The 15,124-nt window shown below is 73.4% G+C and carries 13 protein-coding genes; 8 read left to right on the top strand and 5 right to left on the bottom strand.

Annotated elements, in window-relative coordinates:
• Positions 1-10 precede the first annotated feature (10 nt).
• Positions 11-1,312 carry a TerD family protein gene (locus AC07FK_RS10415; protein WP_479104332.1) on the bottom strand — a complete coding sequence of 434 codons (1,302 nt, stop codon included), beginning with the start codon at positions 1,310-1,312 and terminating at the stop codon, positions 11-13.
• A gap of 258 nt (positions 1,313-1,570) precedes the next feature.
• Here AC07FK_RS10415 and AC07FK_RS10410 point away from each other — a divergent pair, with 258 nt between their 5' ends.
• From AC07FK_RS10410 to AC07FK_RS10395, 4 genes are all read left to right on the top strand, one after another.
• Positions 1,571-2,038, top strand: a complete 468-nt coding sequence (locus AC07FK_RS10410) for a DUF6643 family protein (RefSeq protein WP_479104330.1) — start codon at positions 1,571-1,573, stop codon at positions 2,036-2,038.
• Between the two features lie 42 nt (positions 2,039-2,080).
• Positions 2,081-2,911 (top strand): MOSC domain-containing protein, encoded by an 831-nt coding sequence (locus AC07FK_RS10405; protein ID WP_479104328.1) that lies wholly within the window; start codon positions 2,081-2,083, stop codon positions 2,909-2,911.
• A 124-nt stretch (positions 2,912-3,035) separates the two neighbouring features.
• Positions 3,036-3,638, top strand: a complete 603-nt coding sequence (locus AC07FK_RS10400) for an Rv1733c family protein (RefSeq protein WP_479104326.1) — start codon at positions 3,036-3,038, stop codon at positions 3,636-3,638.
• Positions 3,639-3,770: 132 nt separating this feature from the next.
• Entirely contained in the window at positions 3,771-6,176 is a 2,406-nt protein-coding gene (locus tag AC07FK_RS10395) for a right-handed parallel beta-helix repeat-containing protein (protein ID WP_479104324.1), read from the top strand.
• Here AC07FK_RS10395 and AC07FK_RS10390 read toward each other — a convergent pair.
• Positions 6,146-8,545 (bottom strand): hypothetical protein, encoded by a 2,400-nt coding sequence (locus AC07FK_RS10390; RefSeq protein ID WP_479104950.1) that lies wholly within the window; start codon positions 8,543-8,545, stop codon positions 6,146-6,148. The two genes, AC07FK_RS10395 and AC07FK_RS10390, sit on opposite strands and share 31 nt — an antisense overlap.
• Positions 8,546-8,714: 169 nt before the next feature.
• Between AC07FK_RS10390 and AC07FK_RS10385 the strand changes: the two genes are divergently transcribed.
• Together AC07FK_RS10385 and AC07FK_RS10380 are read left to right on the top strand one after the other, a co-directional pair.
• Positions 8,715-9,572 (top strand): DeoR/GlpR family DNA-binding transcription regulator, encoded by an 858-nt coding sequence (locus AC07FK_RS10385; RefSeq protein ID WP_479104322.1) that lies wholly within the window; start codon positions 8,715-8,717, stop codon positions 9,570-9,572.
• Between the two features lie 113 nt (positions 9,573-9,685).
• A complete protein-coding gene (locus AC07FK_RS10380; RefSeq protein ID WP_479104321.1) occupies positions 9,686-10,165 on the top strand; it encodes an SRPBCC family protein in 480 nt (159 codons plus the stop codon).
• Positions 10,166-10,192: 27 nt separating this feature from the next.
• On the opposite strand, the gene cds1 is transcribed toward AC07FK_RS10380, so the two are convergent.
• Entirely contained in the window at positions 10,193-11,329 is a 1,137-nt protein-coding gene (gene cds1 / locus AC07FK_RS10375) for an L-cysteine desulfhydrase Cds1 (RefSeq protein ID WP_479104319.1), read from the bottom strand.
• A 323-nt stretch (positions 11,330-11,652) separates the two neighbouring features.
• Here cds1 and AC07FK_RS10370 point away from each other — a divergent pair, with 323 nt between their 5' ends.
• Both AC07FK_RS10370 and AC07FK_RS10365 read left to right on the top strand, forming a co-directional pair.
• Positions 11,653-11,997, top strand: coding sequence for a hypothetical protein (locus AC07FK_RS10370; RefSeq protein WP_479104318.1), 345 nt, complete (start codon positions 11,653-11,655; stop codon positions 11,995-11,997).
• 166 nt (positions 11,998-12,163) lie between these two features.
• Positions 12,164-12,694 (top strand): ATP-binding protein, encoded by a 531-nt coding sequence (locus AC07FK_RS10365; protein ID WP_479104316.1) that lies wholly within the window; start codon positions 12,164-12,166, stop codon positions 12,692-12,694.
• Between the two features lie 210 nt (positions 12,695-12,904).
• Here the strand turns inward: AC07FK_RS10365 and pip are convergent, their stop codons facing one another.
• Together pip and AC07FK_RS10355 are read right to left on the bottom strand one after the other, a co-directional pair.
• On the bottom strand, positions 12,905-13,873 hold the full coding sequence (pip, locus tag AC07FK_RS10360) for a prolyl aminopeptidase (RefSeq protein WP_479104314.1): 969 nt from the start codon (positions 13,871-13,873) through the stop codon (positions 12,905-12,907).
• Positions 13,870-15,102, bottom strand: a complete 1,233-nt coding sequence (locus AC07FK_RS10355; protein WP_479104312.1) for an ROK family protein — start codon at positions 15,100-15,102, stop codon at positions 13,870-13,872. Before AC07FK_RS10355 ends, pip begins: the two co-directional genes overlap by 4 nt.
• Positions 15,103-15,124: the final 22 nt, after the last annotated feature.

Here is a 15,124-nt window from a genome sequence, read left to right as displayed (position 1 = left end):
CCCCCTGCGGTCATTTCCTGCCGGGCGACCAGTTCATGCCCCAGCCGTAGGCGTGGTCCACGGTGCGCTGCGGGCTGACACCGCGCTCCGGTACGAGGTAGCGCGCTTCGCGGCGCACGGTCAGATCACCGCCCTCGTTGGTGATGAGGGCGAGCGCCGCGACGGTGGAGGGCACAGTGCACTCGTCGAGGGAGAAGTCGACGGGCGCACCGTTCTGCGGCGTGAGCGTGACCGTGGCGTGCAGGTCGGCGAAGGAACGGGCCCCTTCGTAGACGGCGACGAAGATGACGACGCGGCGGAGCTCGTCCTGGTGGTCGAGGTTGATGGTCAGGTTCTCCCCGGTGTTCGACGATCCGGTGCGGTCGTCGCCGTCGAGATGGATGTACGGCGGCTGCTGGAGCGAGCCGAAGGCGTTGCCGAGCGCCTGGACGACGCCTTTGCGGCCGTCGGCGAGTTCGTAGAGGGCGCACAGGTCGAGGTCGAGGTCGCCGTGCTGGGCGACGGCCCGCCCGAGTTTGGCCGCCCAGCCCTTGAACTGCTTGCGCACCTCCCAGTTGAGGTTCACGCGCATCATGCCCGAGGTGCCTCCCTGTTTGGTGAGGGAGACGGCGGGTGCTTCCTTCGTGAGGGTGATCTTGCTGAGGCGTACGGGGGCCGAGGGCCGGACGGGGGGCGCGGCCGGCGCGGTCACCACGGGGGCCGGCGGGGAGACCGTGACGGGTGCGGCAGCCGGGACCGGCGCCGTGCCCCGCGGCTGCGCCCCGGGCTGCCGCTGCGGCTCGTCGACGCTGATGCCGAAGTCCCCGGCAAGCCCTTCAAGTCCGGTGTCGTAGCCCTGACCCACGGCCCGGAACTTCCAGGCGCCCTGTCGCCGGTAGAGCTCTCCGAGGACGAAGGCCGTCTCGACGCTCGCGTCCCGGCTGTCGAACCGCGCGATCTCCGTGCCGTCCGCGGCGTCCAGCACGCGCACGTAAAGACCGGGCACCTGCCCGAAGTTGCCGCCGTCCGCCGACGCCGCGACGACCACCTTCTCCACGGCCGCCTCCACCTGCGCGAGGTCGACCCGCAGCGTGTCCGTCACACCGTCCCCCGACGGCGCCTTGCCCTCGTGCCGCACCGCGCCCGACGCGTGCGCGGGCTGGTTGTAGAAGACGAAGTCCGCGTCGTCGCGGACCTTTCCCGAAACCAGCAGGAGGGCGGAGGCGTCGACGTCCGGCACACCGGCGCCCGAACGCCATCCCAATTCGACGCGCACCGCCTGCGCCGGCACCGGCACATTGGTTCCTTTAAGCATGGACATGATCGCCCCCATCGCGACTGCGGGTGTCCGAGGATTTCCGTACGGCCAACCTATTCCCCGCGTTCCCCGACCCCTTCGACGACGGGCTCAAGATCACCCGGCGACCTCGGGTAACCCATGGCCAGGGCGCTCTTACACGATCTCGGCGCCGAGCGGCGACCGTTTTTGCCAAGTTCGCTCGGATTAGGGATCCGCCGCCACTCGCAACCCGTAAAACAACCCTCTTATCGGGCTCCCCAACCAGAACATCTTCGGCTTAACTTAGGTGCCATGACCTCCCCCCGCGCCACCTACGGCGGCGGTTACTACTCCGCCCCGTCCTTCCCGGACACCCCGATCTACGACTCCCTCGTCGCAGAGCGGGGCACGCCCCAGATCGCTCCCATCCGGGTACCTGCCGCGTACGACACCGGAAACAGCTATCTGCCGGCCCTCCCGGCGGCGCTTCCCGCTCTTCCCGCCGCGCCCTCCTACTACTCCCCCGCCCCTTCCTACGGCTATCCCCAGCAGGCGCAGCCCCAGCCGGCTCCCCTGCAGCACGCTCCGGCGCCGTACATCCCGCAACAGGCTTCCGGCCCGCGGGGCTACCCGGGTCCGCAGCAGTACCAGCAGCAGCAGCCGCGCCAGGCCGCCGCCACCGGGTACGAGGCCATGCGCCCCGCGGCGCCGCGTCCGGTGCAAGCCGCCACGCCGTACGACGACCCGTACAACCACCAGTACCAGAGCCGGGGGTACTGACCGGGCGCACGACTGTCGGACCCGGCTGGCAGGATTGGCCGCATGCCGAACTCGCTGCTGCACGCGGTCCACGTCTACCCGGTCAAATCGGTGGCCGGGTGCGCGCCGGGCGAGGTGGACGTCGAACCGTGGGGCCCGGCCGGAGACCGCAGATGGATGCTGGTCGACCCGGCCGGGAAGGTGGTCACGCAACGCCCTCAGCCGCGTCTGGCGCTGGCACGGGCCGAGCTCCTGCCCGACGGCGGGATACGGCTGTCCGCGCCCGGCCGCGAGCCGCTGGTGGTGGCCGTGCCCGAGCCCGGTCCGGCGGGCAGGGCACACGTGCAGCTCTGGAAGGACACCGTGGAGGTGGTCGAGGCGGGCGCGGGGGCGCACGCCTGGTTCAGCGCGTACCTGGGCGCCGAGGTGCGCCTGGTGCATCTCGACGACCCGGCGCGCCGCCGTCCCGTCGCGCCCGCGTACGGGAGGCCCGGCGAGACGGTGAGCTTCGCCGACGCCTATCCCCTGCTCGTCACCACCCTCTCGTCCCTCGACGCGCTCAACTCCCTCGTCGCCCAGGGGGACCACGCCGGCGAGGGCCCGCTCGCCATGAGCCGGTTCCGGCCGAACGCCGTCGTGGACGGCACCGCTCCGTGGGCGGAGGACGACTGGAAGCGCGTCGCGATCGGTGACGTGACCTTCCGGGTCACCGAGCCCTGTGCCCGCTGCGTCGTGACGACCACCGACCAGCGGACGGCCGAGCGCGGCAAGGAGCCGTTGCGCACGCTCGCCCGGCACCGGCGGGCCGGCGACAAGCTGCTCTTCGGACAGAATCTGGTGCCCGAGGGCACCGGAACCATCCGCGTCGGCGATCCGGTGAGAATCCTCGAATAGATGCGCCGGCCGCGGGAACCCGCCGGAGCGGCGGACCCGTTGAAGGAGCGAGCGAGCGGGCGGACGTGGTCGCGGGCCGGCCGAGCGGGTCGGGCCCGAGACGGCCCGGAAGGGGGTGCGGACGGTGCGGACGGCATTCACGGTGTGGCGCCGGCGGCACAGCCCGCTGTGCCGACCGACCGATCTCGTCGAGGCACGGGTGACGCTCACCGTCGTGCTCCTGATCGCCCTCGCCGCCCCCGCCGCGGGGTGGATCTGCGGCACGCTCACCCACGACGCGCTGCGCGAGTCGGTGCGCGCGCAGCACGAGCAGCGCCACCGGACCACCGCCCACGTCGTCGCCACCAGCGAGCCGGTCCTGCTCCGCGACCCCGAGACGCCGGCGGAGCGCGCGACGCACACCAGGGTCCTGGCCCGCTGGACGGCGCACGACGGCACGCGGCACACCGGCGCGCTGACGACCTCCCAGCGCGTCGCGCAGCCCGGCGACCGCTTCCGGATGTGGACGGACGACGCGGGCCGGCCCGTGGGCCGCCCCATGGACGACGCCACCGCCTCCACCCATGCCGCCATCGCCGGCATCGGCGCGGCGACGGCGGCGGCCGCGCTGTTCGAGGGCGGCAGGCGCCTGGTCGTACGGCGGCTCGTGCAGCGGCGGTACGCCCGGCTCGACCAGGCATGGGCCGAAGCCGGTCCCGACTGGGGACGTACGGGCGCCGGCAGCTGACGACCCGCCCGGCGGCGCCACGGACCGGCCCGCCGGCTGCGGCTGACCGGTCAACTCCCCTGCCTCACGCGCGCTACGGTGGAGCGGCCAGTTCGTCAGCACGTCGGCACAAGGTGGGGGCACAGCAACGCCATGGCACAGGGCACGGTCCAGGTGACGTACACCGGCACGTCGCGGTGGCGGCGCCGCACAGGCGAATACGCCTCCCTCGCCGCAGCCCTGGAGGCCGCGGGGGACGGTGACGTGCTCACCGTCGCCCCGGGAACGTACCGGGAGAACCTCGTCGTCGAGCGCGCCGTGACCCTGCGCGGCCCCGAGGGGACGGTCGGGTCGGTACGGATCGCACCGGTGGACGGCGTGGCCCTGACCGTGCGCGCCTCCGCGGTGGTCCAGGACCTGCACGTCGAGGGACAGGACGCGGCGTCCCCCGCCCTGCTCGTCGAGGGCGGCGCCCCCGAACTCGTCGACCTGCGCGTCGTGACGCGCTCCGCCGTCGGCATAGAGGTGCGCGGCGCGGCCCGGCCGACCGTGCGGCGCTGCACGGTCGACAACCCGGCCGGCGTCGGCATCGGCGTGACGGACGGCGCGGGCGGCGTGTTCGAGGAGTGCGAGGTGGTCGCGGCCGGACAGTCGGGCGTCTCGGTGCGCGGCGGCGCCCACCCCCGTCTGGACCGCTGCCGGGTCCATCACGCCTCGGGCGCGGGCCTGTCGGTGACCGGCGAGGGCAGCGGCCTGGAGGCCGTCGGCTGCGAGGTGTACGAGGTCAAGGGCACCGGCGTACAGGTCGCCGCCCGCGCCTCCGCCCACCTCACCGACTGCACGGTCCACCGCACCTCGGCCGACGGTGTCACGCTCGACACCGACGCCGTACTGACGCTCTCCGACTGCGACATCCACGACATTCCCGAGAACGCGATCGACCTGCGCTCGCGCGCGGTCCTCACCCTGACCCGTTCCACGGTGCGACGCTTCGGCCGCAACGGGCTGTCCGTCTGGGACCCCGGTACGCGCGTGGACGCCCACCAGTGCGAGATCCACGACAGTACGGGCGACTATCCGGCGGTCTGGATCAGCGACGGCGCGACCGCCGTGCTGGAGGGCTGCCGGGTGCACGACGTCCCGGACGCGCTGTTCGTCCTCGACAGGGGATCGCGCGTGGACGTGGTGGACAGCGACCTGTCCCAGGTGCGGAACACGGCGGTGTCCGTGAGCGACGGCGCCACCGCGCAGCTCGACGACTGCCGCATCCGGGAGGCGTCGACCGGCGCGTGGTTCCGCGACCACGGCAGCGGGGGCACGCTCTCCGGCTGCACCATCGACGCGGCGCAGACCGGTGTCATCGTCACCAAGGGCGCCGACCCGCGCCTGGAGCGCTGCACGGTCACCTCGCCCGCGGAGGCGGGCTTCTACGTCTCGGCGGAGGGCCGCGGCACGTTCCACGGCTGCCGGGTCACGGGAAGCAGCGGTTACGGCTTCCACGTGATCGACGGTTGCCGCACGACGCTGACGCGGTGCCGCACCGAGCGCTGCGCGCGCGGCGGCTACGAGTTCGCCGAGGACGGGCCGCTCGTCGAGGACTGCACCAGCGACGAGAGCGGTGTCCGCGCGCCCGTCCCGGAGGCCACCGCCGTACTGACGGCCACGCAGACCACCGGGCTGCTCGGCGCGGTCCCCGGACAGCGGGCCACCGAGCCCGTGGCCGCCCCTGTGCCGGACGCGGAGCCCGCCCGCACGCCGAAGGCCGTGCTCGGCGAACTGGACGCCCTGGTGGGCCTGGAGAGCGTCAAGCGGGAGGTGCGCGCGCTCACCGACATGATCGAGATCGGCCGCCGCCGGCAGGAGGCCGGTCTCAAGGCCGCCTCGGTCCGCCGCCACCTGGTGTTCACGGGCTCCCCCGGCACCGGCAAGACGACGGTCGCGCGCCTGTACGGCGAGATCCTCGCCTCGCTCGCCGTACTGGAGCGCGGTCACCTCGTCGAGGTGTCCCGGGTGGACCTGGTCGGCGAGCACATCGGCTCGACGGCCATCCGCACGCAGGAGGCCTTCGACCGGGCGCGCGGCGGTGTGCTGTTCATCGACGAGGCGTACGCCCTGTCCCCCGAGGACTCAGGGCGCGACTTCGGCAAGGAGGCGATCGACACCCTGGTGAAGCTGATGGAGGACCACCGGGACGCGGTCGTCGTCATCGTCGCCGGGTACACGGCGGAGATGGAGCGCTTCCTCAACGTCAACCCCGGCGTGGCCTCGCGCTTCTCGCGCACGATCACGTTCTCCGACTACGCCCCGGAGGAGCTGCTGCGGATCGTGGAGCAGCAGGCCGAGGAGCACGAGTACCGGCTGGGCACGGGAACGGCCGAAGCGCTTCTCAAGTACTTCACCGCGCTGCCCAAGGGACCCGCGTTCGGCAACGGCCGTACCGCGCGGCAGACGTTCGAGTCGATGGTGGAGCGGCACGCCGGCCGGGTCGCCCAGCTCACCGAGATGAACACGGACGACCTGACCATCCTCTACCCCGAGGACCTGCCCGAACTTCCCTGACCGAGCGGGGCGTCGGGCCGCTGACGGGGCACCGCGCACGGCGGCAGCCGGTCGAGCAGCGCGGTCCTCTCCCGGTCGAACGCGGGATCGGCCTGGTAGTCGGAATGGCCGAGCACGGGAGCGGGCAACGGCTGTTCCCGGGTGCGTCCGTAGGCGAGCGGGTCCTTGAGCGCTTCCGTGTCCACACCGGGCGCCTGTCCGCCCTGTACGCGCACGGGTCCGCCGATGGGGTCGGTACGGCGCCACAGGTTCCGCCAGCAGTGCACCTCGTGGCTCAGGGCCTTGAGGCAGTTCGTTCCGAAGAACGCCGGGAACCACCGCCCGTACAGACGCTCAAGGGGCGATCCGTACGTGAGAAGGGCGACGCGGCGGCGGGTGCGCGGCGGCAGCTGCCAGACGGCGGCAGCGGCGAGCACGCTGCCCTGCGAGTGGCCGGAGATGACGAGCCGTCCGCCGGTGCGTTCGGTCCAGCTCGCCATCCGCCACGTCAGGTCGGGCACGGCGCGCTCGGCGTAGCAGGGCGGTGCGAAGGGGTGGGCCGCGCGCGGCCAGAAAGTGCCGACGTCCCAGAGGATCCCGATGGTGCGGCGGGCCGCGGGATCCCGGTAGGCCCGCCGGCCCCAGGTGACGAACAGTATGAAGCCGACGCCGATCAGCCAGGAACCGAGCGCCTGCGCGGCCTGCGCCGCCGACGCGACGAAGTCGTGGGTCCCGGCGGCGGCCCTGCCCGGCACCTTCCCGGTCGCCCATGCGCCCGTGAGGGCGGCGGCGCCGAGCAGCAGCGTGGCGGCCGAGGTGACGCCGAGGAGCGCGGGAGCCCGGTCGGTGAGCGCGGCCATGGCGCGGATACGGGCGATGCGGCGGGTGCGTACGAGGTCCGGCTCGGCGTCCGGGTACTCCGCCTCGATGCCGTCGGCCATGGCGCGCCGGGCCCGATAGGTGCGTACGGCGAGGAGGGCGCCCAGCGCCAGCAGGAGAACGAGCAGGGGCGGGATGACGGAAGCCTGCCAGGTGAGCAGTACCGGGGGCCCCGGGATCTCGCCGCCGGGCTCCCCCGGTGTGCCCCCGCCGTCCAGCCAGTCGGCGACGCGCTGTGCGACACCGCCGGTCATGACACCGCCCAAGGCGCAGGCGAGCATCGCGGTGGCGGGGCCGCCGAGTCCGCGCATCGCCGTACGGGCGTCGGGAACCCGCCGGTACATCGTGAGCGCCACGGCGGCGAGCGCGACGACGAGGCCGCCCTGGCCCAGCGTGATGACGCCGAAGGCGCGGTCGCCGGGCAGCCGGCCCTGGGAGACCCAGCCGGGCCGGGTCCAGGCGGCGTACAGGGCCGTGAACGCCAGCAGGGCGAGCGCGGAGCCGGGCAGCAGGGTGGTGACGGCCTTGTCGAGCCGCACGTCGAGGCGGCTTTCGCTGCGCCCCCTGCGGCAGACCACCCACACCACCAGGGAGGCGCCGCCGAGCAGCGCCAGTTCGAGGAGCAGGCCGATCGCTTCGAGCAGCGGTCCCGAGGCGCGGCGGTCGTACCGCGCCCCCGCTTCGGCGAGGACGGCGGCGACGGTGAGGAAGCCGGCGGCGGTGTGGGCGGCGCGCAGCCGGGCGACGAGGCGGCGGCCGTACCAGAACCCCGGCATGCCGAGGGCGGGGCGGGCGGTCGGCTCGTCCGGGTCGGGCTCCGCTCCGGCGGGCAGGGGGCGCTGGGACTCGTACGCGCTCCAGGTGCGGTTGGACAGGTACCAGAGCAGGCCGGTCACAGCGGCGGGCACGAGGGCGGCCAGGGCGAGGCGCCGGCCCGGCTGGGACCACCAGCCGCCGCGGTCGGCGGACAGGAAGCCGAGCCACGACTTGTCGCCGGAGCAGCGGGCGGAGCCCGCGCACTGCCAGGCGGTGAGGTCGAGCGCGACCTCGCAGGCCGCGGCGATCAGCAGCACGGTGAGACTCAGCGCGAGGAGCCGCACCAGCACGCCGTACGTGCGCACGGTCCTGGTGAGGCCGCGGGTCGTGGGCTGCATCCAGTGGGCCAGGTTGGCGACCATGAACGGCAGGAGGAGCAGCCACAGGGCGCGGGCGCCGTTGCCGGAGGTGAGGTTGCACCAGACGTACGCCTCGGGGACCGGCCGGTCGCGGGTCTGCCCGGGGCCGGCCTCCTCGGCACCGTCCGCGTCGGCGTCCTCGGTGCGGCGGTAGACGGCGGCGGTCTCGTCGCCGGTGATCCGGACCGTGCGCGGATCACCGAGCATGTCCTGGGGAGTGGTGCCGCCGACCCCGTGGACCAGGAGTTCGAGCGCGGGGCCGCCTTCGTCGTCGCGAGGCGGTGTGACACGGGGCACTTCTGTGGCTCGCTCTCGTGGTGGGAGGATCGGGAGGATCGTCTTCCGCGCACGGCGCGGCCGCTCAAGGATCCCGGATCAGGGGCGGCCGTCGCACGGCTCCGGCCGAATCTCACGGAATCTCCCCGAGGTCCGGTCGTCGCGCACCCGTGCGAGGATGAGCAACCCCTCCATGCCTGTACCCCGAAACGAAGGGACCGGACCGCCCGTGACCGACAGTCAGAACCTGCTCGCGGAGCAGCGTCGTGCCTTGATCCTGGACGAGGTCAGGCGGCGCGGAGGTGTCCGGGTCCAAGAGCTGACCAGGAGGCTCAACGTCTCCGACATGACGGTCCGGCGGGACCTGGACGCGCTGGCGCGGCAGGGCGTCGTGGAGAAGGTGCACGGCGGCGCGGTGCCGGTGGTCGAGGCCAGTACGCACGAGCCCGGGTTCGAGGCGAAGTCGGCCCTCGAACTGAGCGCCAAGGAGGACATCGCCCGGGCGGCGGCGGCGATGGCGGTGCCCGGCAGCGCGATCGCGCTGTCCGGCGGCACGACGACGTACGCGCTCGCCCAGCACCTGCTGGAGGTGCCGGACCTGACGGTGGTGACCAACTCGGTGCGGGTCGCGGACGTGTTCCACACCGCGCAGCGCGCGGGTGGGAAGGGGCCGCGTCCCGGGGCGGCCACGGTGGTGCTCACCGGCGGCGTGCGGACGCCGTCGGACTCGCTGGTGGGTCCGGTCGCCGACCAGGCGATCCGCTCGCTCCACTTCGACGTGCTGTTCCTCGGGGTGCACGGGATCTCGGTGGAGGCGGGTCTGTCGACCCCCAACCTGGCGGAGGCCGAGACGAACCGGCGTCTGGTGCGGTCGGCGCGGCGGGTCGTCGTGGTCGCGGACCACACCAAGTGGGGGACGGTGGGGCTGAGTTCCTTCGCCACGCTCGAAGAGGTCGACGCCCTGGTGACGGACCGCGGGCTGTCGGCCGGCGCCCGTGCGGAGATGGCGGAGCACCTGCCGGGTCTCGTGGTCGCCGGCGAGCACGGGTCCGGTGAGGCCGGGGACGGCGAACCGGCGGACATCTGACGGACCGCCGGTTACGGTGTGCGGGCTCGGTCCGTGCGCGGGCCGCGGGCCTGCGCGCGAGCGGGCCCGACGCCCGCTCGGCCACCGCCGGAACCGCTGGGAGTACAGGTCACATGCCACGCCGACTCCGCCCCGTGGGACTCGACTTCGTCGCCACCGCTCCGACCCGCCTGGTGTTCACCGCCGGGGCCGCCGCACCGCCCGCGGCCCTCTACCGGGCGCTCGCCGAGGACGTCACCGGCTGGCCCGCCTGGTTCGGCGCGGTGACGCTGTGCCGGCCCACGGCGGGCGGCGCCGGGCGCGAGGTGCGCCTCAGGGGCGGCATCCGCTTCCGGGAGACGGTCCTGGCGGCCGAGCCCGCCGAGCGGTACGCGTACCGCGTCGACGTGACCAACGCTCCCGGTGTGCGCGCCCTCGCGGAGGAGTGGCGGCTCACGCCGGCCGGGACCGGCACACGGGTGCGGTGGACGTTCGCGGCGGCGGGACCCGCCCCGCTCGGGCCGGCGCTGCGTCTGCTGCGCCCCGGCCTGGGGCGGGCCTTCCACGACGCGGTGCGGGCCCTCGACCGGCGGCTGGCCGCCACGCGCGCGTAGACACCGCTCACCGCACGCCTCGGCCGCTCAGCAGGGCCACTCCCCCGTCGCCAGGAACCGTTCGATCGCCGCGCTGTACGGAGCGATGTCCAGGCCCTGTTCGGCGAGCCAGGCGTCCGAGTAGTACTTGTCCAGGTAGCGGTCGCCGGGGTCGCAGAGCAGCGTGACGACGCTGCCCTTCTGTCCGTTCGCGACCATCTCCGCGACGATCTTCAGAGCGCTCCACAGCCCGGTTCCGGTGGAGCCCCCCGCCTTGCGGCCGATGGCCCGGTCCAGTGCTCGTACGGCCGCCACGCTCGCCGCGTCCGGAACCTTCATCATCCGGTCGATGGCGCCCGGTACGAAGCTCGGCTCCATGCGGGGCCTGCCGATGCCCTCGATGCGCGAACCGCAGTCGCTCGTCGCGCCCGCGTCTCCCCGGGTCCAGCCGTCGAAGAAACAGGAGTTCTCCGGATCGGGTACGCAGATGCGCGTGTCGTGCTGCATGTAATGGACGTAACGGGCGATGGTCGCGGAGGTGCCGCCCGTCCCGGCGGTGGCGACGATCCAGGCCGGTTCCGGGTACCGTTCCAGCCTCAGTTGCTGGTAGACGGACTCGGCGATGTTGTTGTTGCCGCGCCAGTCGGTGGCGCGTTCCGCATAGGTGAACTGGTCCATGTAGTGGCCGCCGGTCCGGGCCGCGAGGGCGGCCGACTCCTCGTACATCTTCCGGGAGTCGTCGACGAAGTGGCACTGCCCGCCGTGGAATTGGATGAGCCGGATCTTCTCGGGGCTCGTGGTGCGCGGCATCACCGCGATGAAGGGCACGCCGATCAGCTTGGCGAAGTACGCCTCGGAGACCGCCGTCGACCCGCTGGACGCCTCGATGACGGGCTTGGTGGGCCTGATCCAGCCGTTGCACAGGCCGTACAGGAAGAGCGAGCGGGCAAGGCGGTGCTTGAGGCTGCCGGTCGGGTGGGTCGACTCGTCCTTGAGGTAGAGGTCGATGCCCCACGCGTCCGGCAGGGGGAAGCGCAGCAGGTGCGTGTCCGCGGAACGGTTGGCGTCCGCCTGCACCTTGCGGACGGCCTCTTTCAGCCAGGCCCGGTACTCCGGATCGGTGCGGTCCACGTCGATCGTCGGCGTGGCGCCACTGCCGGTACGTGCCTGGTCGGTGGTGCTCATGCGGGCCCACTCCTCGTCGTAGCGCTCACGGGCTGCCGGTGCTGCCCGGGAACTCCGGTCCCCGGCTGCCACTCTAAGCCCCTCACCTGCACAAACGTTGACTTTGGGCAGCCATAGGGATCGCTTGTGGGGCGCGCGGGTACGGGCCTGCGCGCGCCCCCGCGCCGCCTCACGCGGTCGTCGACGTGCTCTGGTGCGCGGGCCCCGCCTTCGGCAGACTGCGCACGAGGACATCTGCGCGAAAAGGACATCCGCGCGGAGGGGCGTCCGCGCTGAAGGGCGTCCGCGCGAGGAGGACACGTGCGCGAAGGGGGCGAAGTGGAATGGCGGAGCCCGAGTTCAGCGCCACGGGTGTACGGATAGGGTGCTGGCCCCGCTCACTGACCAGGGCCGGCCAGGTGCTGGTCCAGGACGGCAGGCTGGTCCTGCTGACCAGCGACGGCCGGCAGATCGACAACGCGCCGCTGGACTCGGTGTCCGCGGCCAGGCCGTGGTTCGCCGGGGAGGACAGCACCGTCGCCACCGTCAACGGCACCCGGTACCGGCTCACCATGGGGCAGCGCGGTCAGGCCAAGGACGGCGAGGAACTCGCCGAGCGGTTCCTCGAAACGGTCCGTGCGGCGCAGGACGCGTACGGCCTTCCGGGCGTACGGGACGCGCGGGAGTGATGTGGCGCGAGTTGCGCGGCCGCACCGCCTGGGCGACCCTGGTCTCACATCACTCAGGGTGCAACGGCGGTGACGCTGCGAACCAGCCCCGCCGGACCAATCAGCAGACAGCCACTGCTGGATCCGTTCTTCGTCTTCTTCCGGACCTATTCGGGGAGTCGCAGCCGTGATCAGCGAGCCAAGCAGGCACTGCACGGTGGAGCTCCAGGCCCTGCCGTCGCGGATCGGTCAGGTCCGCAGAATCATTTCGGCCCAATTGCGCTACTGGCATTTGGATCCCTTGATAGACCCGGCGGCGCTCGGCGTCACCGAATTGCTGACCAACGTCCACCGGCACGCAGAGCCGGACAAGATGTGCACCGTGGAGATCGAGCTGCTGCTCGACCGCCTGACGGTGTCCGTCCACGACCACGATCCGCGTCTGCCCACCGTCCGTGCGGCCGGCGCGTCCGACACGAGCGGGCGCGGGCTCGCTCTCATCGAGGCGGTCAGCGAGAGCTGGGGCGTACGCCCGCAGGGCGACGCCGGGAAGGTCGTGTGGTTCACACTGCCCACGCCCGTTCCCGCCGTGACGTTGCCGCCGTACCCCGTGTACGGAGCGACGACCGACGGCCCGTTCTCGCACGCCGGGGCTGATCACGAGGTCATCCCGGCGACGCACGCTCCGGCCGCCGCCCGGTCCGCCGCGGTGGGCTGACCGGACGCAAGGCTTCCCGCCACCTGTGGGCCCGGTTCCGGCACGCGCCGGTGACCGGGCCCGCCGGCATGCGGCGCGGTGCCCCAGTGCGCCGCGCGCCGAACCGCTCGTCCGGCCGGCGGCGGTGCGCTTACTCAGCGGGGAGCAAGGTGGGGCCCATGCGGCCGCTCCGGCCGACGGGCCGGGTGCGTCGCCGGGCCGGTACGCGCTTCAGCGGCCGGGCGTCCGGGCGAACCGGTCGAGCGCGCCGATCACCAGTCGGCGCATCGTGTCGCTGCCCTTGTGCCCCGCGTCGTCGACGACGGTGAGCTCGGCGTCCGGCCATGCCCGGGCGAGCTCCCAGGCCGTGCCGTGGGGGCTGCTCAGGTCGTGCCGGCCGTGCAGCAGTACGCCCGGAATCCCGGCCAGCCGCCCCGCTTCCTGCAGCAGCCGGCCTTCCTCCAGCCAGGCGCCGTGCGCGAAGTAGTGGGAGGCGAGGCGCACCAGGGCGACGCGGTCGGCGTCGGGGCGGTCGCCGTACGGGTGGGCGCCGCCGCTCGGTTCGAGGGAGAGCACCGCGTCCTCCCAGGCGCACCAGTCGACGGTGGCCTTCTCGCGTACGGCCGGATCGGGATCGGAGACGAGCCGTGCGTACGCCGCCACCAGGTCGCCGTCCGGGACGTTCCCGGGAACGCCCGCACGGAAGTGCTGCCATGCCTCGGGGAAGAACCGCGCGACACCCCGGTACAGCCAGTCGATCTCCGAGCGGCGGGTCGTGGTGACCCCGGAGATGACGATCTCGGAGACCCGGTCGGGGTGGCTCTCGGCGTACGCGAGGATCAGCGTCGACCCCCAGGAGCCGCCGAAGAGCAGCCAGCGGTCGATCCCCAGACGCTCCCTCAGCCGCTCCATGTCGCGGATCAGGTGGTGGGTGGTGTTGTGGGTGAGGTCGGTGGCCGGGTCGCTCGCGTGGGGGGTGCTGCGACCGCACCCCCGCTGGTCGAAGAGGACGGTCCTGTAGCGCTCGGGGTCGAAGTACCGGCGGGCGCCGGGGGCGCAACCGGAGCCCGGGCCGCCGTGGACGACCAGCGCGGGTTTGCCGGCCGGATTGCCACAGACCTCCCAGTGGACGAGGTTTCCGTGGCCGACGTCGAGCATCCCCTCGTCGTGGGGCTCGATGGCCGGGTACGTCGCGCTCACGCGGGCCCCTGCGAGGCCGCGAGCGCGGCGAGCGGATCGTCGAGCACCGGCTGCCACGCCAACTCGGCTGCTCCGACCAGGCTGTTGTGGTCCAGCGTGCACGGCAGGATGGGTACGCCGCCGCTGCGCCCCCACAGGCTGCGGTCGGCCACCACGGCGCGCAGCCGCTGCGGGTCGGCGTCGAGCAGTTCGCGGTGGAGGCCGCCGAGGACGATGCGGTCGGGGTTGAGGATGTTCACGAGTCCGGCGAGGCCCAGGCCCAGCCGGTCGATGAGCTCCTCGCACGCCGTCCGGACCTCTGGGTCGCCGTACTGTCCGCGCAGCAGCTCGCGGGACTGCTGGAGCAGCGAGGTCTCGGGGCCGGGGGCGCGGCCGGCCGCGGTGAGGAAGGCGAGCGGGTCGGTCTCCACGTCGAGGCAGCCGCGGCCGCCGCAGTAGCAGGGGCGGCCGTCGGGATTGACGGTGAGGTGGCCGACTTCCAGGGCGAGGCCCGAACTGCCGGTGTGCAGGCGGCCGTCGACGACCAGCGCGCCACCGACGCCCCGGTGGCCCGTGGCGACGCAGAGGAGGTGCTGTGCGCCGCGGCCCGCGCCGTGCCGGTGCTCGGCGAGCGCGGCGAGGTTGACGTCGTTGCCCGCGAAGGCGGGGCCCGCGATGCCCGCCTCGCGCACCTGGCCGGCGAAGATGTCGCGGACCGGGGAACCGGCGGGCCAGGCGAGGTGCAGCGGGTTGAGCGCCGTGCCCTCGGGCTCGGCCACGGCGGACGGCACGGCGAGGCCCGCGCCCACGCAGCGGCGGCCGCTCTCGCGCAGGAGTGCGGCGCCGGCGTCGACCACCGCCCCCAGGACCTGCGCCGGGTCGGCGGACACCGTCTTGCGGCCGGGGGCGGTCGCGACGATGCGGCCGCCGAGGCCGACGAGCGCCGCCCGGTAACCGTCGGCGTGGATCTGGGCGGCGAGGACGACAGGGCCCGAGTCGTTGACTGCGAGGCGGTGCGAGGGGCGGCCCTGCGAACCTGCCGCCGCCCCGGGCCGGGAGTCGACCTGGATCAGCCCGAGCGCCTCCAGTTCGGCGGCGACCGCCCCGGCGGTGGCCCTGGTGACGCCGAGTTCGGCGGTCAGGACGGCGCGGGTCGGCGCCCGTCCGGTGTGCACCAGTTCCAGGGCGGGCCCGAGCGCGCTCCGGCCTCTCTCCAGCCGCGTTCTGATGGTGGTCGCCTTCCCGTTCATGAGGGCGAGTCTCGCATGCCGG

The sequence above is a fragment of the Streptomyces sp. NPDC046122 genome (assembly GCF_056429965.1).
This window is presented reverse-complemented; position numbering and strand designations above follow the sequence as displayed.

Coding starts and splice junctions, on each gene's coding strand:
- AC07FK_RS10415 (WP_479104332.1), bottom strand. CDS start 1,312: ATGGGGGCGATCATGTCCATGCTTAAAGGAACCAATGTGCCGGTGCCG.
- AC07FK_RS10410 (WP_479104330.1), top strand. CDS start 1,571: ATGACCTCCCCCCGCGCCACCTACGGCGGCGGTTACTACTCCGCCCCG.
- AC07FK_RS10405 (WP_479104328.1), top strand. CDS start 2,081: ATGCCGAACTCGCTGCTGCACGCGGTCCACGTCTACCCGGTCAAATCG.
- AC07FK_RS10395 (WP_479104324.1), top strand. CDS start 3,771: ATGGCACAGGGCACGGTCCAGGTGACGTACACCGGCACGTCGCGGTGG.
- AC07FK_RS10380 (WP_479104321.1), top strand. CDS start 9,686: ATGCCACGCCGACTCCGCCCCGTGGGACTCGACTTCGTCGCCACCGCT.
- cds1 (WP_479104319.1), bottom strand. CDS start 11,329: ATGAGCACCACCGACCAGGCACGTACCGGCAGTGGCGCCACGCCGACG.
- AC07FK_RS10370 (WP_479104318.1), top strand. CDS start 11,653: ATGGCGGAGCCCGAGTTCAGCGCCACGGGTGTACGGATAGGGTGCTGG.
- AC07FK_RS10355 (WP_479104312.1), bottom strand. CDS start 15,102: ATGAACGGGAAGGCGACCACCATCAGAACGCGGCTGGAGAGAGGCCGG.